At 63.3% G+C, this 22,878-nt stretch carries 19 protein-coding genes; 15 read left to right on the forward strand and 4 right to left on the reverse strand.

Annotated elements, in window-relative coordinates; all coding sequences use genetic code 11:
* Window positions 1-3: 3 nt before the first annotated feature.
* From HX839_RS24110 to HX839_RS24150, 9 genes are all read left to right on the forward strand, one after another.
* A complete protein-coding gene (locus tag HX839_RS24110; protein WP_177067782.1) occupies window positions 4-978 on the forward strand; it encodes a MoxR family ATPase in 975 nt (324 codons plus the stop codon).
* Window positions 975-1,910, forward strand: a complete 936-nt coding sequence (locus HX839_RS24115; RefSeq protein WP_177067783.1) for a DUF58 domain-containing protein — start codon at window positions 975-977, stop codon at window positions 1,908-1,910. The genes HX839_RS24110 and HX839_RS24115 overlap by 4 nt, the downstream gene beginning before the upstream one ends.
* Window positions 1,907-2,374: a DUF4381 domain-containing protein gene (locus HX839_RS24120; RefSeq protein WP_177042118.1), complete on the forward strand. Its 468-nt coding sequence runs from the start codon at window positions 1,907-1,909 to the stop codon at window positions 2,372-2,374. Before HX839_RS24115 ends, HX839_RS24120 begins: the two co-directional genes overlap by 4 nt.
* A complete protein-coding gene (locus HX839_RS24125) occupies window positions 2,361-3,368 on the forward strand; it encodes a VWA domain-containing protein (protein ID WP_177067784.1) in 1,008 nt (335 codons plus the stop codon). Before HX839_RS24120 ends, HX839_RS24125 begins: the two co-directional genes overlap by 14 nt.
* Window positions 3,349-4,848, forward strand: coding sequence for a VWA domain-containing protein (locus tag HX839_RS24130; protein WP_177067785.1), 1,500 nt, complete (start codon window positions 3,349-3,351; stop codon window positions 4,846-4,848). Before HX839_RS24125 ends, HX839_RS24130 begins: the two co-directional genes overlap by 20 nt.
* A complete protein-coding gene (locus tag HX839_RS24135) occupies window positions 4,845-5,891 on the forward strand; it encodes a BatD family protein (protein WP_177067786.1) in 1,047 nt (348 codons plus the stop codon). Before HX839_RS24130 ends, HX839_RS24135 begins: the two co-directional genes overlap by 4 nt.
* On the forward strand, window positions 5,888-6,889 hold the full coding sequence (locus tag HX839_RS24140; protein WP_177067787.1) for an HAD family phosphatase: 1,002 nt from the start codon (window positions 5,888-5,890) through the stop codon (window positions 6,887-6,889). Before HX839_RS24135 ends, HX839_RS24140 begins: the two co-directional genes overlap by 4 nt.
* A gap of 76 nt (window positions 6,890-6,965) precedes the next feature.
* Window positions 6,966-8,552, forward strand: coding sequence for an arylsulfatase (locus tag HX839_RS24145; protein WP_177042128.1), 1,587 nt, complete (start codon window positions 6,966-6,968; stop codon window positions 8,550-8,552).
* A gap of 198 nt (window positions 8,553-8,750) precedes the next feature.
* Complete coding sequence (locus tag HX839_RS24150) at window positions 8,751-11,243, forward strand: fused MFS/spermidine synthase (protein WP_177067788.1); 2,493 nt, start codon at window positions 8,751-8,753, stop codon at window positions 11,241-11,243.
* A 45-nt stretch (window positions 11,244-11,288) separates the two neighbouring features.
* Here the strand turns inward: HX839_RS24150 and HX839_RS24155 are convergent, their stop codons facing one another.
* A complete protein-coding gene (locus tag HX839_RS24155) occupies window positions 11,289-11,957 on the reverse strand; it encodes a DUF3313 domain-containing protein (RefSeq protein ID WP_177067789.1) in 669 nt (222 codons plus the stop codon).
* A gap of 195 nt (window positions 11,958-12,152) precedes the next feature.
* On the opposite strand from HX839_RS24155, the gene HX839_RS24160 reads away from it, so the two are divergent.
* From HX839_RS24160 to HX839_RS24170, 3 genes are all read left to right on the forward strand, one after another.
* Window positions 12,153-14,405 (forward strand): tetratricopeptide repeat protein, encoded by a 2,253-nt coding sequence (locus HX839_RS24160; protein WP_177067790.1) that lies wholly within the window; start codon window positions 12,153-12,155, stop codon window positions 14,403-14,405.
* A 120-nt stretch (window positions 14,406-14,525) separates the two neighbouring features.
* Complete coding sequence (locus HX839_RS24165; protein WP_177067791.1) at window positions 14,526-16,349, forward strand: serine hydrolase; 1,824 nt, start codon at window positions 14,526-14,528, stop codon at window positions 16,347-16,349.
* 6 nt (window positions 16,350-16,355) lie between these two features.
* Entirely contained in the window at window positions 16,356-17,159 is an 804-nt protein-coding gene (locus HX839_RS24170; protein ID WP_177067792.1) for a MipA/OmpV family protein, read from the forward strand.
* 135 nt (window positions 17,160-17,294) lie between these two features.
* Here HX839_RS24170 and HX839_RS24175 read toward each other — a convergent pair whose 3' ends face one another.
* Together HX839_RS24175 and HX839_RS24180 are read right to left on the reverse strand one after the other, a co-directional pair.
* Complete coding sequence (locus tag HX839_RS24175; protein WP_087693018.1) at window positions 17,295-18,572, reverse strand: ATP-binding protein; 1,278 nt, start codon at window positions 18,570-18,572, stop codon at window positions 17,295-17,297.
* The gene (locus HX839_RS24180; protein ID WP_003217561.1) at window positions 18,573-19,280 is read right to left on the reverse strand and encodes a winged helix-turn-helix domain-containing protein; all 708 of its coding nucleotides are present in this window, start codon (window positions 19,278-19,280) and stop codon (window positions 18,573-18,575) included.
* A gap of 246 nt (window positions 19,281-19,526) precedes the next feature.
* On the opposite strand from HX839_RS24180, the gene HX839_RS24185 reads away from it, so the two are divergent.
* The gene (locus HX839_RS24185) at window positions 19,527-19,913 is read left to right on the forward strand and encodes an ectoine synthase (RefSeq protein ID WP_003217559.1); all 387 of its coding nucleotides are present in this window, start codon (window positions 19,527-19,529) and stop codon (window positions 19,911-19,913) included.
* 31 nt (window positions 19,914-19,944) lie between these two features.
* Window positions 19,945-21,144, forward strand: coding sequence for an MFS transporter (locus tag HX839_RS24190; RefSeq protein ID WP_087693019.1), 1,200 nt, complete (start codon window positions 19,945-19,947; stop codon window positions 21,142-21,144).
* On the opposite strand, the gene HX839_RS24195 is transcribed toward HX839_RS24190, so the two are convergent.
* Window positions 21,100-21,702 carry a tRNA-(ms[2]io[6]A)-hydroxylase gene (locus tag HX839_RS24195; protein ID WP_008431008.1) on the reverse strand — a complete coding sequence of 201 codons (603 nt, stop codon included), beginning with the start codon at window positions 21,700-21,702 and terminating at the stop codon, window positions 21,100-21,102. The genes HX839_RS24190 and HX839_RS24195 overlap by 45 nt on opposite strands.
* A 151-nt stretch (window positions 21,703-21,853) precedes the next feature.
* Here HX839_RS24195 and HX839_RS24200 point away from each other — a divergent pair, with 151 nt between their 5' ends.
* Window positions 21,854-22,714: a universal stress protein gene (locus HX839_RS24200; RefSeq protein WP_010171159.1), complete on the forward strand. Its 861-nt coding sequence runs from the start codon at window positions 21,854-21,856 to the stop codon at window positions 22,712-22,714.
* The last annotated feature ends 164 nt before the right edge of the window (window positions 22,715-22,878 follow it).

The following is a 22,878-nucleotide window of genomic DNA, read 5'->3' on the forward strand; positions in this document are numbered from 1 at the left end:
GTGATGACGACGCTCAACGATTTAACCGCCCTGCAAGCCAGCATCGGCGAAAGCGTGCTGGGTCAGGACCAGGTCATCCGGCAGATCCTGATCGGTCTGCTGGCCAATGGTCACTTGCTGCTGGAGAGCCTGCCGGGGCTGGCCAAGACCCGCACGGTCAAGGCCCTGGCCCGGCACCTGGATGCGAAGATGAGTCGCATCCAGTTCACCCCCGACCTGCTGCCCTCGGACATCACCGGCGCCGAGGTGCTGCACCAGGTGGATGGCCAGAACCAGATCCGTTTCCAGCCAGGCCCGTTGTTCGGCAACCTGATCCTCGCCGATGAAATCAACCGCGCCCCGGCCAAGGTCCAGGCGGCCTTGCTCGAAGCCATGGAAGAACGCCAGATCACCGTAGCCGGCGCCAGCCATCCGCTGCCCGAGCTGTTTATCGTGGTCGCCACCCAAAACCCCATCGAACAGGAAGGCACCTACCCATTGCCGGAAGCGCAGATGGACCGGTTCCTGATGAAAGTCCTGCTGGATTACCCCAGCGCCGACAACGAAAGCCAGGTGCTGCGCCTGCTGCGTGAAGAAGAACAGCATGCCGCCACAGCGGCGACCCGGGGCTTCACCCTCGCCCCCGAAGTGATCTTCGCTGCCCGCAAGGAGGTCAGCGCGATCCAGGTGTCCCCCGCCATCGACCGCTACTTGATCGACCTGGTCAACGCCACCCGCCATCCCGCCGACTACGACGCCGACCTGGCGCGCTGGATCAGCCTCGGCGCCAGCCCCCGTGGCGGCATTGGCCTGGACCGCGCCGCCCGTGCCGACGCCTGGCTGCACGGCCAGGCCTTCGTCACCCCGGACAACGTGCGCACGGTGGCGCACCCGGTGCTGCGTCACCGCCTGCAATTGAGCTACGACGCGGTGGCCGATGGTGTCACGGCCGACCAGGTGCTGGACCGCCTGCTGGATAAAGTGGCGATCCCGGCATGAACGCCGACGGCCTGGTCTACGTGTCCCTGGGGCAGTTGATGGCCCTGCAGTTCCAGACCCGTGGCCTGAGTTTCGTCGCGCGCCAGCCCCAGGGCAGCATCCTCGCCGGCAACCATGCCTCGCGGCTGCGCGGGCGCGGCTTGAACTTCGATGAACTGCGTCGCTACCAGCCCGGCGATGATCTGCGTCACCTGGACTGGCGCGCCTCCCTGCGTACCGGCAAACCGGTGATCCGCACCTTTACCGAGGAGCGCGACCGCCCAGCGCTCATCGTGGTCGACCAGCGCATGTCGATGTTCTTCGGTTCGGTGCGCAGCTTCAAATCGGCCGTCGCCGCCGAATTGGGCGCGCTGGCGGCATGGATGGTGTTCAACGCCGGTGACCGGGTGGGCGGGCTGGTGTTCAACGATGAGCACATCGACAGTGTGGCGCCGTTGCGCAGCCGCAAGCGCGTCGAAGCCTTGTGCAGCCGCATCGTCCAGCAGAACGCCGCGTTGAGCGCCGGCAACCCGGACCATGAAGCCGACGGCCAGCTCGACAAGGTGCTGCAACGGTGCCTGGCGCTGGCCGGGCATGACCACCTGATCTGCATCGTCAGCGACTTCGCCGGGGCCGGTGACCGCACTCTGCAATTGATGCGGCAGCTGTCGGCCCACAACGATGTGATCGCCCTGCAAGTCTATGACCCGCTGGCGTTGAACGTGCCGGATAGCGGGCACCTGATGGTCACCCAGGGCCAGTTGCAGGTGGAACTCGCCGTAGAGAAACGCCAGGTGCGCCAACCCCTGGGGGACTTTCTTGGCGGGCGCCTAAGGGACGTCGCCAGCCTGCTGCGCCGCAGCCAGGTGCCGCTGTTGATGATCAGCACGGCGCTGCCTGCAGTTGACCAACTGCGCGATGAGCTGGGCCGGCGCAATGGAGCGCGGCGATGAACGCCAATGTGCCGAGCATCGAACAACTCAAGGAGCTGGGCCTGCCGGCGCCGGTCAGCTACTGGCCGCAGACGTGGGGCTGGTGGGTGCTGCTCGGTTTGCTGGCGATTGCCCTGCTGGTGCTGGGCGTCCGCGCCTGGTTGCGCTGGCGCCGCAATACCTATCGCCGCGAAGCCCTGGCGCGCCTCAACGTGATCGAAGACCTGCGCGAATTGCCGGAACTGCTCAAGCGCGTGGCCCTGTCGATGCCCCTTGCGCCCGAAGAACACCAGCGCGTGCCAACCTTGAGCGGGGCCGACTGGCAGGCGTTCCTGCTGCGCCATGGCGGTACGCCGCTGCCGGAGGATTTCAGCCTTCAACTGGCGAGCCTGGCGTATGGGGCAGCCGATATGTCCAGCGCGCAACGTGAACAGTTGTTGGCCCGGTGCAAAGCCTGGGTGGAGCATCACCATGTGGCAGCTTGATTACCCCTGGCTGTTGCTCCTGCTGCCGTTGCCGTGGCTGGCCTACCGTTACCTGCCGGAATACCGCGAAGCCCGCAGCGCCGTGCGCGTGCCGTTTTTTGCCAGCCTCAGCCGGGCCGTGGGCCAGACGCCCGCCGCCAGCGGCATCCGCAGCAATCGCCTGCAATTGCTGCTCAACCTGCTGGTGTGGGCGCTGCTGGTGTTGGCCATTGCCCGCCCGGTGTGGATCGAAAAACCCATCGAACGCCAACAGCCGGTGCGTGACCTGATGCTGGCCATCGACATCTCGCAGTCCATGGAAACCCAGGACTTCACCGACGCCAATGGCCAGAAGATCAACCGCCTGGCCGCCGTCAAACAGGTGGTGCAGGGCTTTATCCAACGCCGCAAGGACGACCGTATCGGCCTGATCCTGTTTGGCAGCGGTGCCTATCCCCAGGCGCCGTTGACCCTCGATCACGCCAGCCTGTCGCTGCTGCTGGATGACAGCGGCATCGGCATGGCCGGGCCCAATACCGCGATTGGCGATGCCATCGGCCTGAGCCTGAAACTGCTGGACCAGGCCCATGAGCAAGAGAAGGTGCTGATCCTGCTCACCGACGGCAACGACACCAGCAGCGCGATCCCGCCCGATCACGCGGCCTCGATGGCGGCGGCCAAGGGCGTGGTGATTCACACCATCGGCATTGGCGACCCGGGCGCCTCGGGCGAATCCAAGGTCAACCTGAGCGCCCTGCAACAGATTGCCGAGGCCACCGGCGGGCGCTATTTGCGCGCCGAAAACCGCGACACCCTGGACCAGGTCTACGCCACCCTCGACCAGATCACCCCGCATCAGGTGAACACCCTGAGCCACCAGCCCAAGCGTGATCTGTTCTGGATCCCACTCGCGGCAGCCATCGCCGTGCTGGCGCTGTATCACCTGATCGCCGCTTTGTGGCCGCATCTGGGACTGCGCCATCGGGAGGTCCGCGATGGCGTTCAACCTCAGTGACTTCCACTTCCTGCGCCCGGGCTGGCTGCTGCTGGCGTTGCTCGGCCTGTTGCTGCCGCTGCTGTGGCGCCGCAGCAAGGACCTGCAACGACGCTTGCGGGGCAATATCGCGCCGCACCTGTTGCCACATTTGCTGTTGACGCCGACTGATCGCCATCGCCTGCGGCCGGTGCATCTGGTCAGCGCGCTGCTGATTTTCGGCGCACTGGCCAGTGCCGGCCCCACCTGGGAACAGGACCGCCCCGACTTCCTGGAAAACCGCGCGCCGCTGATCATCGCCCTGGACCTGTCACCGTCGATGGACACCGCCGACGTGCCGCCTACCCGGCTGCAAGCTGCCCAGCACAAGTTGCAGGACCTGGTGCAGCGCCGCCAGGGCGCGCGTACTGCGTTGATGGTGTATGCCGGAAGCGCGCATCTGGTATTGCCGCCGACGGACGACCCGGCATTGCTCGACAGTTTTATCCAGGCCCTGGCCACCGACCTGATCAGCAAGCCCGGACGGGATGTGGCCGGAGTGATCGACCAGTCCAAGCGTTTGCTCGCGGCGGAAAACGCCCCCGGCAGCCTGTTGCTGATCACCGACGGCGCCGACCTCGCGCAGCTGCCGCGGCTCAAACAACACCTCGCGGACAGCCCGTTGCAGGTGCTGGTATTGGCGGTCGGCGTGAACTTCGATGCCGACGCCTTGAAGCAACTGGCCGCGGCCACCGACGCGCCCCTGGGCAGCCTGACCCTCAACGATGACGACCTCGACTGGGTAGAACTGCATGCCCAGCAGCACTTCCAGAACGCCGATGAACAACAGCGCAACCTGCAATGGAAAGATGCTGGCTACTGGCTGTGCTGGCCGCTGCTGCTGTTGGCGTTGTTCAGCGTGCGCCGGGGCTGGAGCCTGAACTGGATGGCGGTGCTGGTGCTGGGGGCGTTCCTGCAACCTGCGCCCGCCGAGGCCAATGCCCTGACCGACGCGTTCTTCACCCGCGACCAGCAAGGCCGCTGGGCCTTCGAACACCATCACTACCCCGCCGCTGCCGCGCTGTTTGTCGACCCCTACTGGAAGGGCGTCGCCGCCTACAATGCCGCCGACTACGACCTGGCCCTGGCGACCTTCGCCCAACTCGACACCGCACAGGCCGCGTTCTACCGGGGCAATATCCACGTGCGCCGCTTCAAGTTCGACGACGCGATCACCGCCTACCAACAAGCCTTGCAGCAGCAACCGCAGTTCCCCGAAGCCAGCACCAACCTGGCGCTGGCGTTGGCCCTGAAGAAAGACACCGAGAACGCCTCGGACAACGCCCCCGAGGTCAAGCCTGATGCGGTCAAGTTCGACAAGGCCGCCGGCAAGGGCAAGAGCAAGACTATCCAGACCGAACAGGCGAGCAACGACGCGCTGTGGCTGCAGAACCTGACAACTTCCCCGGCGAACTTCCTGCGGCGCAAGTTCAGCCTGCAGGACCAGGGAGCCCAGCCATGAACCGGCTCTGCTGGCTGTTGCTGCTGATCGCTGGCCCGTTGTGGGCGGCCGAACCGCAATTGAAGGTGCAGGCGCAACTGGTGCCTGGCAACAACGTGGTGGTGGGCGAACAAGTGCAATTGCAGGTCGATGTATTGACCGACACCTGGTTCACCGCCGCCGCCAGCCTGCCGCCGCTGCAGTTGCCCGGCGCGCGGGTGCAGGCGCCGGACAGTGAATCCGAACACGTCAACCAGGTGCTCGAGGGCAAGACCTTCTACGGCATGCGCTACCGCTATCGCATCACCCCGTCCGTGGCCCAGACGTTCAACATCCCGGCCCTGACGGTGCAGGCCCAGCCCGGCCAGGCCAGCGCACCGTTGAGTGCGCAAACTGCGGCGCTGTCATTCCAGGCGACCCAGCCGCCCGGCTTCGAACCCGGGGAAACTGTGCTGGTGGCCGATGGTTTGCGCCTGACCCAGGCGGTCACCACCACACCGCTCAAGGTCGGCGACACCCTCACCCGCACCCTCACCCTGCAAGCCGACAACACCCCCGGCCTGTCACTGCCGCCACCTGACCAGGCCCAGGTAAAAGGCCTGCGTCGCTACCCGCAGTCGCCGGTCATCGGCAACCTGGATGATGGCCGCGGCAACATCACCGGCGGCCAACGCATCGACCGGCAGGTGTACCGCGTCGAACAGCCCGGTCACTACCAACTGCCGGCGATCAGCGTGAAATGGTGGGACAGCCGCAACCATCGCCTGCAACTCACGCGGGTGCCCGAGATCAGCATCGAGGTGCAAGCCGCAACTGCCTACACCCCGACGTTTTCCATCGCCGAGGACCTCAAGCAACTCGGCCAGCACAGCTGGCAACTGTCACGGCACGGCATGGCCTGGAGCGCTGCCCTGGTGGTGCTGGTACTGGCCGCGTACCTCGTGCATGGCCTATGGCCACGAGCCCCACCCCTGTGGCGACGTGGCTGCGAGGCGTTGCGCTGGCGCTTTCGTCGACTACGCTTGCTACCACTGAACCCCCGTCGCGAAAAGGATTTCCCATGACGTCCCTGCGTTGCGTCTTGCCCCTTCTGCTGCTGATAAGCCTGCCTGCGCTGGCGGCCGATCCGCTGCCCTCGTGGAGCGAAGGCGCGAACAAACAACACATCATCGAATTCGTCCAGGCCGTGACCGCCGAAGGCTCCAGGGACTATGTAAAACCCGCCGAACGCATCGCCGTATTCGATAACGACGGCACCCTGTGGACCGAACAGCCGGCCTACTTCGAGGTGCTGTTTGCCTTCGACGAAATCAAGCGCCTGGCCCCCCGGCATCCCGAGTGGAAAACCACCCAGCCATTCAAGGCCGTGCTCGACAACGATCACCAGGCCCTGGCGCAAAGCGGCATGGAAGGCCTGCTGAAAATCATCGGCGCCACCCATACCGGGATCACCACCGACGCCTTTATCGACAACGCCAAGACCTGGCTCGCCCAGGCCCGTCACCCGAAAACCGGCAAGCCCTACACCGAGATGATCTACCAGCCGATGCTGGAGATGCTCGACTACCTGCGCAGCCAGCAATTCAAGACCTACATCGTTTCCGGCGGGGATACTGCCTTCATGCGTGCCTTCACCGAAGTGGTCTACGGCGTCCCGCCGGAACAGGTGATCGGCTCCAACTTCGTCACCGCGTTCCAGATCAAGGATGGCGCCCCGCAGGTCCTGCGCACCGCCAAGCTCGCCCACAACGATGACGGCCCGGGCAAGCCGGAAAGCATCGACTCGATCATTGGCCGCCGGCCGATCCTGGCCTTCGGCAACTCCGACGGCGACCTGCAAATGCTCCAGTGGACAGCCGCCGGCCAGGGCAAACGCTTCATGGGCCTGGTGCACCACACCGACGCCACGCGCGAGTGGGCCTATGACCGCAACTCTCACATCGGGCGCCTGGACAAGGCGCTGGATGAAGCCAGGACAAAAGGCTGGACCGTGGTGGACATGGCAACCGAGTGGAAGCGCATCTACCCGTTCGAGCCGGCTGTGCAACAGCAGGTGCAATAAGAAAAGACGTCGCGAAGGACTGTAATAAACGTTGGTCGCAGGCAATGCGACTCAAGCCGAGAAAGGAGCAAGTCATATGACTCGCCTACGCAAGTGGCTGCCGAAACTCGCCCTGGTGGCGGTATCGGTGATGGGGGTCTCGGCATCAGCCTGGGCCGCCGACAAGCCGAATATCCTGGTGATATTCGGCGATGACATTGGGCAAACCAACATCAGCGCCTATTCCATGGGCGTAGTGGGTTACAAAACCCCGAATATCGACCGCATCGCCAAGGAAGGCATGCTGTTCACCGACTATTACGCGGAGAACAGCTGCACCGCCGGGCGCTCATCCTTTATCACAGGCCAGACGCCGTTGCGCACTGGCTTGTCCAAGGTGGGCATTCCCGGTGCGCCGGTGGGCCTGCAAAAACGCGATATCACCATTGCCCAGGCGCTCAAGGGCCTGGGCTACTCCACCGGGCAATTCGGCAAGAACCACTTGGGCGACCGGGATGAATACCTGCCCACCAACCACGGTTTCGATGAGTTCTTCGGCAACCTGTACCACCTCAACGCCGAAGAAGAGCCAGAGCGCCCGTACTGGCCCAAGGACGATGCCGACTTCGTCAAGGCCAACACCCCGCGCGGGGTGATCCACAGTTTTGCCGACGGCAAGATCGAAGACACCGGCGCCCTGACCACCAAACGCATGGAGACCATCGACGACGAAACCACGGCCGCCGCCCAGGCGTTCATCAAGAAACAGGCCGAAGCCAACAAGCCGTTCTTCGTGTGGATGAACACCACGCGCATGCACGTGTTCACCCACGTGCGTGACTCGATGAAGGGCCAGAGCGGCATGCCCGGCAACGAGTACGCCGACGGCATGCTGGAGCATGACGGCGATGTGGGCAAACTCCTGCAAACACTCGACGACCTGAAGATCGCCGACAACACCATTGTGGTCTACACCACCGACAACGGGCCGAACCAGTTCTCGTGGCCGGATGCGGCAACCACGCCGTTCCGCAACGAGAAAGACTCCAACTGGGAAGGCGCCTACCGGGTGCCGGCGATCATCCGCTGGCCGGGCAAGATCAAGCCTGGTGAAGTTTCCAACGAAATGGTCTCGGGCATGGACTGGTTCCCTACCCTGCTGGCCGCCGCAGGCGATGCGGACGTCAAGGACAAACTGCTCAAGGGCTGGGCTCCGACGGCGGGCGGTACCAACTTCAAGGTGCACCTGGACGGCTACAACCAACTGCCCTACCTGACCGGCCAGCAACCCAAAGGCGCGCGTAACGAGTTCTTCTATTTCAACGATGACGGTGCACTGGTGGCAGTGCGGTTCGACAACTGGAAGGTGGTGTTTGCCGAACAGCGCCAGCCGGGCGGTTTCCGGGTGTGGAGCGAGCCGTTCGTGCAACTGCGGGTGCCGAAAATCTTCAACCTGAGGATGGACCCGTATGAGCGCGCGGATGTGGTGTCTGACCAGTATTACGACTGGAGCACCAAAAACATCTACCTGGGTGCGGTGGCGGTGACCAAATCGGCGAAGTTCCTCGAGACGTTCATCGAGTACCCGCCGAGCCAGAAACCGGCCAGCTTCAGCATCGACCAGATCCGCGAAGCCGTGGACAAGAAGATTGCGGAAAAAATGAAGGCTAACCCGGCGCAATAGCCGTCGGCGCCGCGCTTATGGGCGGCGCCCAACCCGTGGCGAGGGAGCTTGCTCCCGCTGGGCTGCGCAGCAGCCCCCATCCAGACAGCGCGGTTTTTCAGGTAAGTCGCGGTGTCTGGCTTTGGGGGCGCTTCGCACCCCAGCGGGAGCAAGCTCCCTCGCCACACTTTGATCGGTATTTCCATAAGGCTATCTGCAATGTCGTCACGCACCGCCAGCAAACCTGCCGCACTGGCTCACACCTCAACCACGCTGATTCCCGCCTTGCTGCTGTTCATCTCCGGCATGGCTGCCCTCGTGTATCAGGTGTTGTGGATCAAGCAACTGTCGCTGGTCGTGGGGGTGGAGGTGTACGCCATCACCACCGGCATCAGCGCATTTTTTGCCGGGCTGGCATTGGGTGGCTGGCTGTTCGGACGCTGGGCCGATCGCCTGTCACGCCCGCTGCTGCTATACGCAATCCTCGAAATTCTCGTCGCCGTGCTCGGCGTGGCTGCCACAGTGGCCCTGAGCATGGCCGCCAGCCCGTTTGCCTGGCTGGAACAACAGGTCGGCCTGCTGGCCTGGGTCCTGCCATTTGTGCTGGTGGGCATCCCGGCCCTGCTGATGGGCGGCACCTTGCCGGTGCTGGTGCGCTCGCTGGACATCGACCCCAGGGCCCTGGGCCAGGCCGGTGGCCGCTTGTATGCGGCCAACACCGCCGGGGCAATTGCCGGCACCTTGCTCAGCGCCTTCGTGCTGATCGCCACGTTCGGCGTGCGCGGCAGTGCCCTGGTGGCCGCGATGCTCAATCTGCTGGCCGCCGTCGGCGCGCTGTTGTATGTGCGGCATCACACGCCTGCGCCGACCAGCCACACCCGCAGCGCGCAACCGGCGCGCCTGGCCCTGGTGCTGTACGCCGTCGCCGGTGGCGTGGCCCTGGGTTACGAGGTGGTGTGGTCGCAGTCCATCGTGCCGTTCATGAGCACCCGCACCTATGCGTTTGCCGTGGTACTCGCCACGTATCTGGCCGGGCTGTTTATCGGCAGCCAGTTGATGGCCCGGCGGGTCGAGCGGGTCCGCGACCCATGGGGCATCTTCGGCCTGCTGATCGCCGGTGCCGGGTTGGTGGCCTTGCTGGAGATCGCCCTGCTGGGCCGCTGGCTGGTGCTGCTGCAAACCCAGGCCGAAGCCCTGGTGCTGAGCCTGGGCGGCGCCGAACTGCCGGGCATGAGCGCACGCTTTGCGGTGGCCGCGCTGTGCATCGTGTTTGTGCCAACCCTGTTGCTTGGCGCAGCCTTTCCCCTGGCCCTGCGCTTGAGCGTGGGCAGCGAGCACGTGGGCCGGGATGTGGGCGCGGTGGTGGCATTCAATACCCTCGGCGGGATTGTCGGGGTGATGTTGTGCGGTTTTGTGCTGATTCCCTGGCTTGGGCTGGTGCGTACCCTGGGCTTGCTCGCGGTGATCGCGGGTGCCGTGGGCTATATGGCCGTGCGTCGTGGCCACGGGGTGAAAAAAGGCCGACGCCAGGCAGTAGTCGCTCTCGGTTTGCTGTCTGTGGCCGTAGGTTTACTGACGCCCGTGGATCGCCTGGCCAAGCTGCTGCCCGGGGCACGCAATGCGAGCCTGGCGTTTTACCAGGAAGGTCGCGGCGCCACGGTCGCCGTGGTCACCCAGGGCCAGGGCGCCCGCAGCTTTCAGCGCCTGTACATCCAGGGCGTGTCCAACACCGGCGACGCCATGCCGTCCCTGCGCTATATGCGGATCCAGGCACTGCTGCCGCTGCTGATCCATAACGGCGAGCCCCGCTCGGCGCTGGTAATCGGCTTTGGCACCGGGATTACCGCCGGGGCCTTGCTGCGTTATCCCGGGCTCGAGCACCGGGTAGTCGCCGAGTTGCTGCCATCGGTGATCCAGGCGGCGCCGCTGTTCAAGGGCAATTTCAACGCTGCCAGTGATCCGGGAGTGGACGTGCGTCTGCGGGACGGTCGCCAGGAACTGCTGCGCAACCCGCAGGCGTACGACCTGATCACCCTCGAACCACCGCCACCGTCGGCGGCTGGCGTGGTCAATCTGTATTCCCGCGACTTCTACCAATTGGCTGCCCGGCGCCTGGAGAAAAACGGCCTGCTGGCCCAATGGCTGCCCCTGCCGACGCAAAACATCGAGGACTCACAGTCCCTGGTGCGCAGCTTCCTCGACGAGTTTCCGTACGCGACGCTGTGGACCAGCGAATTCCACGAAATGCTGCTGGTGGGCTCCATGGAGCCCATCGAACTGGACGCCACGCGGATTCGCCAGCGCTTTGAGCAACCGACCGTCAGCAGCGCCCTGAGTGATGTAGGCATAGATTCCGCGGCAACCCTGCTCGCGACCTGGGTCACCGATCGCCAGGGCCTGGAGCGTTTTGCGGGCACTGCGCTGCCGGTCACCGATGACCAGCCGCGTATCGAATACGCACCGTGGGTACGCAGCAAAGAGATCGCCCGGGTGCTCCCGGCGCTGCTGGATCTGCGGGTGCCTGCGCCATTGCTGAATGCGGACCCGGCGTTCACCCGTACCCTGGCCGGCGAACAGCAGCGCCTGATGCAGTTCTATCGCGCCAGCCTGCATGCCTATGACGGCGATCGCACCGCCTGGGGCCGGGATATCCAGGCGGTGTTGCAACAAGACAGCGCCAACCCTTATTACCGCTGGTTCATCGGCCAGTAGTCGGGGGCTCATGCGGCCCGGGGCGCGAACCCCGGGCCTGGCACATCAGCGTTTCAGCTTCAGATACGACTGGTGCAGGTCCGACGCCCAACCGTCGATCACGCTTTTCACGTCATCGGCCTTCATCACCTGGGAGTCGTTCGACAACGGCTTGCCGGTGCCTTTACGCACGACCTGGGCGATTACCTTGCCGCTGTCGCCATCGAGGAATTGGGCCTCGGTGCCCAGGGTGGTTTCCTGGTCACGAATCCCGGTACCGGTGCTGACCGCAGCGGCCACCAGCGCGACAGGAATGTACTCATACGGCTTGAGGCTTTCGGTCTTGCTGCTGACGGCCGTGATGGCCGCCCGTACTACAATCACGCCCGGGCCAGGCCCGTTGGCCAGTGGCAGGGACTTTTCCAGCTCGCGCTTCAGCGCCTGGTTGTAGTAGGTGTTGATGCCCTGCAAGGTGCTTTCAGGAATCCTGGTGGTGGCTTGTGGCTTGGGGTAGAACTGGGTGGGCTCGATATACACGCCGGTATAACGGCTCAGGTTCAGGTTGGGGTCCACCCAGCGCATCACGTCAGCGCCCGAGGGGGACTTGGCTTCCTTCAGGCTGCTGTAGTCGGAGAGAAACCCGGAATACTCGTCCGGCTGCGTCACCTTGCTGGAACACCCCATCACCCCGATCGAGGCAATGCACACCGTGCCGATCATTAGTCCTAGCTTCATCGTCGAACTCCCTGGCTGTCATCGAAGGAACGTTGAGCTGTAGGTATAGCCAACTCTGGGAAAATAACCCGGCAGACAACACAGGTTGTGGGGTATTTCACAGCGACTATTTGACAGGCAAGCGCCCAACGTCAAAGCTGCACAGAGCTTAAGCGCGCCACCAGAGCGTCAATGCATCGGACATCGGAAGTCGTAATGCCCAAGCCTGACAATAAAGCCGTACCTCGCCGTAATTCCCCCAGTCGTTACCTGTATCCCGTACTGATCGCCCTGCTGCTGTTGGCCATGGCCGGAATCTGGTTTTTCCTCCAGGCCGGCACGCCCCGGCTGCGGGTGGCGGCGCCTGCCCCCGTGGTCAAGCCGGTGGCCGTTCTGCCGCCAGCAAAAATGGTCGATGAGCAGCAGTGCCAGGGTTGTCACCAGGCACAGGTTAAGGACTGGCAAGGCTCGCACCACCAGCTGGCGATGCAAGTCGCCACCGCCGAGACGGTACCGGCCGACTTCAACGATGTGTCCTTCAGCAGCGAGGGTGAAACCACCCGGTTCTCGCGCCGGGGCGATGAGTTCTGGGTCAACACGCCCGGCGCCGACGGCAAGGCGGCGGACTTCAAGGTCGCCTATACCTTCGGCATCGCGCCATTGCAGCAGTATTTGATCGAGGTTGGCGAGGGGCGCTTGCAGGCCCTGGGCGTGGCGTGGGATACGCAAAAGAACCGCTGGTTTCACCTCTACCCCGGCCAGGGCGTGAACTTCAAGAACCCGCTGCATTGGAGCAAGCCCAGCCAGAACGCCAACTTCATGTGCGTGGAGTGCCACACCACCGGCTACAAGCGCAATTTCGATGCCGCCAAAAACAGCTTCGACAGCCAGTGGAACAGCCTGGGCGTCGGCTGCCAGGCGTGCCATGGCCCGGCGTCGAACCATGTGGAGTGGGCGGCGAAAAAAGGCGATCTGCTGCACGCGGGCTTTGCCGTGGACTTGAAAGACAAGGACGCCACCGTCGAGATCGAAACCTGCGCCCGCTGCCACGCCCGCCGCGCGCCACTGGGGGACGGCTATACCGTCGGCAAACGCCTGATGGACGATTACCTGCCCAGCGTGCTGACCCGCGAGCTGTATGCGCTGGACGGCAAGATCAAGGATGAAGTGTTCGAACATGGCTCGTTCGCCCAAAGCAAAATGGCCGACAAGGGCGTGCGCTGCAGTGACTGCCACAACCCCCACAGCGCCGAACTGAAAGCACCGGGCAATGGCCTGTGCCTGCAATGCCACAACACTGCGGGCAAAACCGCCGTGGCCACGGTGGATGGTCGCGGGTTGCAGGCCAAGAACTACGACTCCCCCGAACATACCCGCCACGCGGCCGGCGAGCCCGGTTCGTTCTGCGTCGATTGCCACATGCCCGGCAAGTTCTACATGGGCAATGACTTCCGGCACGACCACAGTTTCAGCATTCCCCGGCCCGGGGATAAGGTCAGCGAACAGTTCAAGCTCTGGAGTGCCAGCGAGCCCGAGCATGCACCGCGTTACGCCGAAAGTATGCTGCTGATCCGGGGTGGCCAGCCAGGCGCGGCGCAAGCGCTGTATGACCAGTTGGCACGCAACAACCTGCCGGCAATCCAGCGCGCGACGCTGCTGGCTGAACTGCCGAACTACCCGAGTGAACAGGCGTTGAAACTGGCGACCAGGGACCTTGGCAACCCGGCGCCGCAAGTACGTGAGAGCGCAGTGCGGGCGATCAGTGCATTCCTGCCGCCGCCTGAGCGGGTAGCGTTGTATGGGCCGTTGCTGCGGGACCCGGTGCTGGCGGTGCGGATCATTGCCGCCCGTGACCTGCTGAGCGCCTCGGGCCAGGGCCTTGGGCCGGACTGGGACAAGGCGATCGCCGAATACGAAAATGTACAGTCGAGCTTGCTGGAGCGGGCCGAAGCCAATCTCAACCTGGCGATGCTGTACCAGGCCAGCAGTCGCGGCGACAAGGTAGAAGCGCAGCTGCGCACCGCGTTGCTGCGGGATCCGGATTTCTTCCCGGCGCTGGTGACCCTGGCGCAATGGCTGGAGGCCAACGGTCGCGCCGAGGAGGCACGGACGCTGGTGGCGGACAACCTCAAGCAGCAACCCGATGCGGGACTGTTGCAGCACACCCAGGGGTTGATGCTGATTCGCGCCGGGAATTCGGCCAAAGCCATGCCGCACCTGCGTGAAGCGGCGCGACTGGAGCCCGCAAATCCGCAGTACAACTATGTACTGGCGGTGGCGCTGCATGACAGCGGGCATGTGGATCAGGCCTGTGAAGAACTGGAAAAGCTGTTGGCATTGCAGCCGTATAACCGCAATGCGCGGCTGTCGTTGATCCAGTACTACCTGGAAAACGGAAAAGAGCCCAAGGCGCAGGTGGTGATGCAGTCGTGGAAGAAGCTCAACCCAGGAGATCCGGCGTTGAAATAAACCGGCCTGGGCCGGCAGCCGATTAACAGTCTTTGACAGTTTCCCGACAAAGCTCACAAAGACTCATCGACGGCCCGCCCCTAGCATTCGAGCATCCAAACCACCCCTCGGGTGCTCATCATGTTTCGCACATTGCGCAGTATTCCGCTGCTGGGTTGCCTGCTGGGCAGCCTCGGCTGCCACGGCCAGCCGCCGGCCCCGCCGCCCATTCCCAAGGGCGACTACAGCGCAATTATCCGCTACCTGCAAAAACGCATTCCCAGCGAAATGGCCAGGCAAAACATACCCGGCCTGTCCATCGCCCTGGTCAACGGCCAGGAACTGATCTGGGCCCAGGGCTTTGGCCTGGCCGACAAGGCCCTGGGCAAACCCGTCACCCCCAACACCGCGTTCCGCGCCGGCGCCCTCTCCAAACTGCTGACCGCCACCGCCGCCCTGCAACTGGTGGAGCAACAGCGCCTGGCCCTCGACGCCCCGATCCAGGACACGCTGCGGGAGTTCTACGTACGCTCGCGCTTTCATTCCGACCAGGCTGCCGCCGACCGCGACATCACCCTGCGCCGCCTGCTCAGCCACCAGTCCGGCCTGCCCAGCGAACACCTGCGGGACGTGCGCAACACCTTCGCCATGGGCCAGATGCCAATGCGTATTTCAGGGGTTTGGCTGAGCACGCCACCGGGGACCCAGGTGGCCTATTCCAACCTCGGCTACGCCCTGGTCGGCGCCGCCATCGAACGCAGCAGTCGGCAGGATTTCGAAACCCGACTGCAAAGCAGCCTGCTCAAGCCCCTGGAGATGAACCAGTCGAGCTTCGTCGGCACCGGCGCGCAACCGGGCTTTCGCGCCCGGGGTTATGCAGACGGCACCGTCAGCGCCGACGCCCAGGTGCGCGACCTTGCGGCCGGTGGCTTGTGGAGCAGCCCCAAGGACCTCAGCCACTACGTGCGCATGCTCTTCGCCCGGGGCCTCTATAAAGACAGACAGGTACTGGGCAGCCAGTCGATTGACGAGATGTTCAGCCAGCAAAACACCGGCAACGCCCTGGACTTCGACTGCCAGATGGGCCTGGGGTGGTTTCTCGCCCCTTGCGGCGATGAGCCGGTGGGCCCCGGCATTCGCACCTTCCAGCACAGCGGTGGCGGAGATGATTTCGCGGCGCAACTGACGATGCTGCCGGACCAGCAACTGGCCGTGATCGTGATGGCCAACGACAGCAACGCCGAAGAGATGGTGGTGTCCCTGACCACCGACACCCTGCGCCTGATGCTCCAGGCCCAGACCGGCGACCCGGTGTGTGCCGACAACTGCCAGGCGCCCGCCCACGGCCTGAAAATCCGCCAGGTGCCCGCCGCGATCGACCGCAGGCGCCTGGCGGGTTTCTACGCCACGGCCTGGAGTGTCTTCCGTATCAAGGACGAAAACGGCCAGCTGTATGGCGAGTTGGCCGACACCCGTTTCGAACTGCTGCGCGACGGCCAGGGCTGGCTGCGGGCACAACAGAAATTCCTCGGCTTCTGGCTCAAGGACCTCGGCGAACTGGGCCGTGTGCAGCTGGATGTGGTAACGGTGCAAGGGCGCCAGATGCTCACCGCCCGCAGCCACGGCCAACGCGTCCCGGTGGGCGAACGCATCGAACCGACCCCGCTGAGCAATGCCTGGGCCGACACCATCGGTACCTATCAAGTGCTCAACACCCATGAGCCCGACGCGCCCCTGAGCGGCATCAGCGTGCGCCTGGAGAACGGCTTCCTGGTGATCCGCGGCCAACTGCACGACGAGCCGCTGACCGACTACATCCTGCTGCCCGTGGACAACGCCCACGCGGTGCTGGCCGGCAACGGCTATGGCCTGGGCGATACCGTGAGTCGCCAGGTCAACGGCCTGAGCGCCTCCGGCTACCACTTCAAACGTACCGATTCTCCCCACAACCCCTTGAGTCTCTGACCTCACATGAAGACCATCATGCGTTCAAAACACCTGTGCCTGTCCCTGACGTCGCTGTGCCTGCTGGCCAGCGCCGACACCCTGCTGGCCGACGACTGGGAATACACCCTCAAGGCCGGCGTGGCCAACCTGCCCCGCTACAGCGGCAGCGACGAGCGAGTCACCGCGCCGGTGCTGGGGGCGGCCATCGTCAGCCCGTGGGGGATTTTCGTCGACACCGACAAGGGCCTGGGCTGGGGTTATGACGGCGGCGGTGCGAGCTTCAGCGCCTACGTCGGCGCCAGCGGCTCACGCAAGGACGAAAGCAAGACCGGGCGCCCGGGCTCGAAGAAACTCAAGGGTATGGGCGAGATCAAGACTCGCGCCCAAGTGGGTGTCAGTGGCAGCTATAACCTGGGCGGGGTGATTCTCGGCGCAACCCTGGAGCATGCGCTTGAGGAAGATGATCACAAGGATTCCGGCAAGGCGTTCACCCACCTGGAACTGAGCCTGGGCACCAACCTGTACGACGGCGACTACGGTTCGCTGGATGCCAGCCTCAGCAGCCATTTTGGCGACAGCAACTACCTGCAGACCTGGTACGGCGTCACCACCGGCCAGGCCGCACAGAGTCGCTTCAAGGCCTACAAGGCCAGCGGCGGCAACATCAGCAACGGGATGAATCTGGTGTGGAGCTTGCCGATCAGCGAACACACACAGTTTTCGACGCTGTTGGATGTGCAGTACCTGGCAGACAAGGCCGGGCAAAGCCCGATTGTGGAGAGACGCTTGCAGACGTCGGTGATGGGGATGGTCGAGTACACGTTCTAACTTTGGTAACCCAATCAAAATGTGGGAGCGGGCTTGCTCGCGAAGACGGTGTTTCAGTCAATGTATCCGACGACTGATTCACCGCCTTCGCGAGCAAGCCCGCTCCCACATTTGATCTCCATGGCTCCTGGATGATTACTCGGCATACGCCCAGGTCATCCGGAACGATGCCCCGCCCCACTCCGAATCCAGCACTTCAACCTGCCCGCCATGCCATTGGCACACCCGCCGCACCAGCGCCAGGCCGAGGCCGAAACCACCGGTGCGGCGGTCACGGCTGGCGTCCAGGCGCAGGAACGGCTCGAAAATCTTCCCTCGCCCTTCCACCGGCACACCGGGACCGTCGTCATTGACCCGTACTTCATAGCCGGTGCCAAACTTCACCAGCGACACTTCCACGCGCCGGTCGGCATAGCGAATTGCATTGCGCAACAGGTTGATCACCGCCCGTGCCATAAAGCGCGGCTCGATACGGATGTAATCGACTTCACAGGTGCGCAGCAGCAACTGCACGCCTGCCGCCTCGGCCTCCAGGGCGACGCTGCCGATCACACTGTCGAGCCAGCTGTGGGCCTCGATGCTTTCCCGGGTGATCTGCGTGGCGCCGCGCTCCAGGCTGGCGTAGGTCAACAGTTCCGAGACCATTTCTTCGAGCTCGCCGAGGTCGGCATACATGTCGGCGATCAGTGCGCGGCTCTCCCGTGGATCGGCCTGTTGCTTGAGCTGGTCGAGCTCAAACGACAGCCGCGCAATCGGCGTACGCAGCTCGTGAGACACGGCGTTGGTCAACTCGCGCTGGTTGGCGATCAGGCTTTCAATGCGCTCGGCCATCTGGTTGAAGTGCCCCGCCAGCTCGCGCACGGTAGAACGGCGCGGCAGCAGGATGCGCGAGCCGAGATCGTTGTCACCGAAACGTTGCGCGGCCAGGCGGATATGCTCCAGGTCACGCCAATGGGGCCGAACCCAGAAGTACAGGACAATCGCCAGGCACAGCCCGAGGAAGCCATAGGCCCACATGTACAGCCACTTGGGCTCTTCCGGCAGTTTGATTTCCAGCAGTTGGTGGCCGCCGTCGATGTTGGAGATGAACTCCATGAAATCCCCACGCACCACCAACTCGCCACTGGCCAGCAGTTGCTGTTCACGCTCGGTAAGTTTCAGCCTGTCCCGCTGCACCAGCGCCAGGCGCAACCCATAGTGCGGTTGCAACTCGGCCAGGCGGGCGGCGCGCGCTTCCCCCGTCACCGGCCGCAATTGTTCCACCACCCCATACGCCGGGCCGCGCAGGGCTTCGCGGTTGTAGGTTTCGTTGGCCTCCGGCAACAGCTCATCGAAGGTATAGTTCACCAGCCAGATCGCCCCGGCCAAGCCAATGGCCAGGATGATATACAGACGCAGAAACAGCCTTAACATCTAGACCTCCCAGGCGAACGGATTGAACAGGTAGCCCTTGCCCCAGATGGTCTTGATGCACACCGGTTCCCGGGGGTTGTCATTGAGCTTGCCGCGCAGTTTGCTGATGTACACGTCGACGCTGCGGTTGAGCCCGTCAAAGGCAATACCGCGCATGCGGTTGAGAATGTCATCGCGGGAGAGGATTTTCCCGGCGGCGCTGGCCAGCAACCACAGCAGTTCGAATTCCATGGTGGTCAGGTCGATCTTCTCCCCGCCCAGGCTCACCACCCGGCAACTGCGGTCGATGGCCAGGCGGCCGAACTCAAGGGCGCCGCGCACCGTGGGTTCCGGCGCCTGGCGACGTTGCAGGGCGCGCAGGCGAGCCAGCAGCACAGGCGGCTTGATCGGCTTGATCACATAATCATCGGCGCCGGACTCCAGGCCGAGGATGTGGTCGAGGTCGTCTTCCTTGGCGGTGAGGATCACGATGGGCGTGTCGGACACGTTGCGAATTTCACGGCACACATGCAGGCCGCTCTGGCCGGGCAGCATCAGGTCGAGCACGACGATCTTCGGCTTGAACTCCAGGAACGCCGCCAGCGCCAGGTCGCCGCGGTGCACGGCCAGCACCTCGAAGCCATGCTGGGACAGGAAATGGGCGATCAGCCCTGCCAGCTTCTCATCGTCCTCCACGAGCAAGACCTTGCCGAGACCCAAGTTATCCATAAATTTCCAGTGCACGCGCGGATTGAAGTGTGCGCATTATAGGTGGCAAGCCGGCAGACTAAAGCAGCTGGCCATCACTGGCCGACGAAGCTTCATGCTTTTAAGAGTTTTTAACAGTTTCACCGCAGTCTTTAACTCGGTACCGTCCGCCAGATGCGCCCCACACGCTTTTCGGAAGTGTCGCTGATGACAACACCACAAACACAAGAGAATCATGGCCCTCTACCTACATAGCGGGAGAAAACCATGTTCGTTCGTCACAAATCAGACATAGAAAACACCGCGCACTTTGTCGAATGGGGCGCTGGCACCAGCCATCGGTTGCTGACGGAAAAGGACGGGATGGGTTATACCGTCTGCCACACCGTCGTGCGTGCCGGCACCGAGTCACTGCTGCAATACCGTAATCACCTGGAGGCTTGCTACTGCATCGCCGGTGAGGGTGAAGTCGAAGATATGGACGGTAACGTCTACCCGATCCGCCCCGGTGATATTTATGCGCTGGACCAACACGACTGCCATTATCTAAGAGGCGGAAAGGAGCAGGACCTGGTGCTGGTCAGCGTATTCAACCCGCCGCTCAAGGGCGACGAGCGCCACAATCTCACGGATAAATCCGGCTCCGGCTACTGACGACGATTTGACTCACGGACACGAGCACACCATGCGCAAGGATTACCTGGCTTTCTTCATTTCGTTGTTTCTGTCACGCCTGGCCGACCAGATTCTGTTGTTCATCGTGCCGTTGATCGTGTTCCAGACCACCAACAGTGTGTCGTGGGCGGGCCTGGCGTTTTTTGTCGAATCCTTGCCGCGGTACCTGTCGTTCCCGGTGTGCGGGGCGTTGTGCGACAAATATCCCGCCGTGCGCGTCCTGCATATCAGCCAGGTGTACCGGGCGCTGGCGTGTGTGGCGGCGGTGCTGCTGTATGGAATGTTCGACGGGATTTACTGGATTGTCATGCTTTCGGCGCTGTGCGGCGTGTTGACCACCCAGGGCATCATGGCCCGGGAGGTGCTGCTGCCGCATATCTTCAAGCATTACACCTACGCCAAGACCTTGTCCTACTCGCAGATTGCCGACCAGACCGGGCTGGTGCTGGGCCCGCTGGTGGCGGCGCTGATGTTGGGCGTCTGGGCCTGGCACTGGGTCGTGCTGGGGGTTGCCGGGCTGTTCCTGCTGGCGGACCTGGCGATGCGCATCTGGCAACGCCACACCACGGTCAATCTTGAAACTTTCGAGCAGCACAACGACATCTGGCTGCAACCGTTGCGCGTTGCCTTCGGGCATATCCGCGACCTGCCGGAGCTGAAAAGGATTATCGCCCTGGCGGTGGGTGTGAACCTGATCATCGGCGTCACCCTCGCCACTTCCGCCGCGATGGTCATTGGCCAATACGCCGCCGGCAAGGACACCTACGCCGGGTTGCAGGCGGCCGGCGCGCTGGTGACCATCGCCATCCTGTTTTTCCTGGCGCGCGCTTCCCTGCCGCTCAAGGTGCTGGGCGGTTTGTCGTATTCGATGATTGCCGTGGGAGCGTTGATCACGGCCATCAGCCCGAATGTGTGGGCTTATGCCGTGGGTTTCCTGCTGCTGACCGGTTTCGACAAGATGTTCAACGTGTACATCCGCAGCGTCCGACAACGGGTAATCCCGGCCCGGGACTTTGGCAAGACGGTGGGCGTGCTGACCTTGCTCAACAACCTCTCGCAGCCGCTGGCCGGTTTGCTGATCGCACTGCTGGCGGCGCCGCTGGGGACGCAGGCGGTGATCCTGATACTCGCCGGGATCACCGCGTTGCTCGGTGCAGCGGTTGCGTCAGGCTGGCACGCCGCTGTGAAAGCGGAACTCGACGTCCGGTGACTCGATCAGTTCCTGCTCGGCGGCGCGTACACGGTCGATGACCTGGGCGATGTCCTTGGCGTCGCCGTACTGGTAAGCCAGTTTCAGGTAACCCTGGAAATGCCGGGCCTCGCTTTTCAGCAGGCCGAAATAGAACTTGCCGAGTTCTTCGTCCAAATGCGGCACCAGTGCTTCGAAACGCTCGCAACTGCGGGCTTCGATAAACGCGCCGACCACCAGGGTATCCACCAGTTTGACCGGTTCATGGCTGCGCACCACCTTGCGCAAACCCGAAGCGTAGCGGCCGGCGGACAGTTGGCGCAGCTCGATCTTGCGCTTCTTCATCAGGCGCATGACTTGCTCGTGGTGCACCAGTTCTTCCCGGGCCAGGCGTGACATCAGGTTGATCAGGTCGACGTGGGAATGGTACTTGGCGATCAGGCTCAAGGCGGTGCTGGCGGCCTTGAATTCACAGTTCTTGTGGTCGATCAGCAGGGTTTCCTGGTCGGCCAACGCGGCCTGGACCCAGCCGTCGGGGGTGCGGCAACCGAGGAATTCGTGGATTTCTGGCAGGTTCATCGGGCTCACGGGCAAAGATTCACAAAAGGCCGGCGATTATACCGACCGCGCCGCAGACCGCCAGCTACCGGGCTTGATGTGCATCAACATGACGTGTGCCGGGCAGCAACTATAGTTGTTCCACGCCCACCCTTTTTTGGAGAACCCGACCATGCAAGCCATCCGTAGCATCCTGGTGGTCATCGAGCCCGAGCATTCGGAAAGCCTGGCCCTCAAGCGCGCCAAGCTGATTGCCGGCGTCACCGGGGCACATTTGCATTTGTTGGTGTGTGACAAGAAGCACGAGCATTCTGCGATGTTGAGCCTGCTGAAGGCCGGTTTGCAGGAGGATGGCTACAGCGTCACGACTGAACAGGCGTGGAATGACAGCCTGCATGAAACCATCATCGACGTGCAGCAGGCGGAGGGTTGTGGGTTGGTGGTCAAGCAGCATTTCGCTGACAGCCCGCTGAAAAAGGCGCTGTTGACGCCTGCCGACTGGAAGTTGATGCGCTACTGCCCGACTCCGGTGCTGCTGGTGAAGACGTCCAGGCCTTGGGCTGGCGGGGTGATTTTGGCGGCGATTGATGTGGGGAACTCTGATGCGGAGCACCAGGCGCTGCATAACTCGATCATTGATCATGGTTTTGATATCGCGAGTTTGGCGAAGGCGCAGTTGCATGTGATCAGTGCGCATCCGTCGCCGATGCTGTCGGCGGCGGATCCGGTATTTCAGCTCAAGGAGACGATCGAGGCACGCTATCGTGAGCAGTGCAAGGCGTTCCAGGCGGAGTTTGATATTGACGACACTCATCTGCATATCGAGGAAGGGCCGGCGGATGTGTTGATTCCTCACGCGGCGCACAAGTGGCAGGCGGCGGTGACCATCATTGGTACGGTGGCGCGCACCGGGATTTCCGGGGCGTTGATCGGGAATACGGCGGAGGTGGTGCTGGATGCGGTGGACAGTGATGTGTTGGTGCTTAAGCCGCAGGAGTTGATGGATCATCTGGAAGAGCTGGCTAATGGGTGATGCTTCTTTTTGGGGGCATATCCGTTTTTGGGTGATGGCTTGTATTGGTTCCGCTCTTACAGCGGGTCACTTTTGAAAGGAGCCCAAAAGTAACCAAAAGGCTCTTGCCCCACCACTCGGCACCTCGCTTAGGCTCGGTGTGCCCTCACGCAGGCTTTGGACCG

Origin of the sequence: Pseudomonas sp. I8001, assembly GCF_013385345.1 — a bacterium.
GTDB lineage: Bacteria > Pseudomonadota > Gammaproteobacteria > Pseudomonadales > Pseudomonadaceae > Aquipseudomonas.

Excerpts from the sequence above, each read along its gene's own strand:
- HX839_RS24110 (WP_177067782.1), top strand. The coding sequence starts at position 4 with ATGACGACGCTCAACGATTTAACCGCCCTGCAAGCCAGCATCGGCGAA.
- HX839_RS24115 (WP_177067783.1), top strand. The coding sequence starts at position 975 with ATGAACGCCGACGGCCTGGTCTACGTGTCCCTGGGGCAGTTGATGGCC.
- HX839_RS24120 (WP_177042118.1), top strand. The coding sequence starts at position 1,907 with ATGAACGCCAATGTGCCGAGCATCGAACAACTCAAGGAGCTGGGCCTG.
- HX839_RS24125 (WP_177067784.1), top strand. The coding sequence starts at position 2,361 with ATGTGGCAGCTTGATTACCCCTGGCTGTTGCTCCTGCTGCCGTTGCCG.
- HX839_RS24130 (WP_177067785.1), top strand. The coding sequence starts at position 3,349 with ATGGCGTTCAACCTCAGTGACTTCCACTTCCTGCGCCCGGGCTGGCTG.
- HX839_RS24135 (WP_177067786.1), top strand. The coding sequence starts at position 4,845 with ATGAACCGGCTCTGCTGGCTGTTGCTGCTGATCGCTGGCCCGTTGTGG.
- HX839_RS24140 (WP_177067787.1), top strand. The coding sequence starts at position 5,888 with ATGACGTCCCTGCGTTGCGTCTTGCCCCTTCTGCTGCTGATAAGCCTG.
- HX839_RS24145 (WP_177042128.1), top strand. The coding sequence starts at position 6,966 with ATGACTCGCCTACGCAAGTGGCTGCCGAAACTCGCCCTGGTGGCGGTA.
- HX839_RS24150 (WP_177067788.1), top strand. The coding sequence starts at position 8,751 with ATGTCGTCACGCACCGCCAGCAAACCTGCCGCACTGGCTCACACCTCA.
- HX839_RS24155 (WP_177067789.1), bottom strand. The coding sequence starts at position 11,957 with ATGAAGCTAGGACTAATGATCGGCACGGTGTGCATTGCCTCGATCGGG.
- HX839_RS24160 (WP_177067790.1), top strand. The coding sequence starts at position 12,153 with ATGCCCAAGCCTGACAATAAAGCCGTACCTCGCCGTAATTCCCCCAGT.
- HX839_RS24165 (WP_177067791.1), top strand. The coding sequence starts at position 14,526 with ATGTTTCGCACATTGCGCAGTATTCCGCTGCTGGGTTGCCTGCTGGGC.
- HX839_RS24170 (WP_177067792.1), top strand. The coding sequence starts at position 16,356 with ATGAAGACCATCATGCGTTCAAAACACCTGTGCCTGTCCCTGACGTCG.
- HX839_RS24175 (WP_087693018.1), bottom strand. The coding sequence starts at position 18,572 with ATGTTAAGGCTGTTTCTGCGTCTGTATATCATCCTGGCCATTGGCTTG.
- HX839_RS24180 (WP_003217561.1), bottom strand. The coding sequence starts at position 19,280 with ATGGATAACTTGGGTCTCGGCAAGGTCTTGCTCGTGGAGGACGATGAG.
- HX839_RS24185 (WP_003217559.1), top strand. The coding sequence starts at position 19,527 with ATGTTCGTTCGTCACAAATCAGACATAGAAAACACCGCGCACTTTGTC.
- HX839_RS24190 (WP_087693019.1), top strand. The coding sequence starts at position 19,945 with ATGCGCAAGGATTACCTGGCTTTCTTCATTTCGTTGTTTCTGTCACGC.
- HX839_RS24195 (WP_008431008.1), bottom strand. The coding sequence starts at position 21,702 with ATGAACCTGCCAGAAATCCACGAATTCCTCGGTTGCCGCACCCCCGAC.
- HX839_RS24200 (WP_010171159.1), top strand. The coding sequence starts at position 21,854 with ATGCAAGCCATCCGTAGCATCCTGGTGGTCATCGAGCCCGAGCATTCG.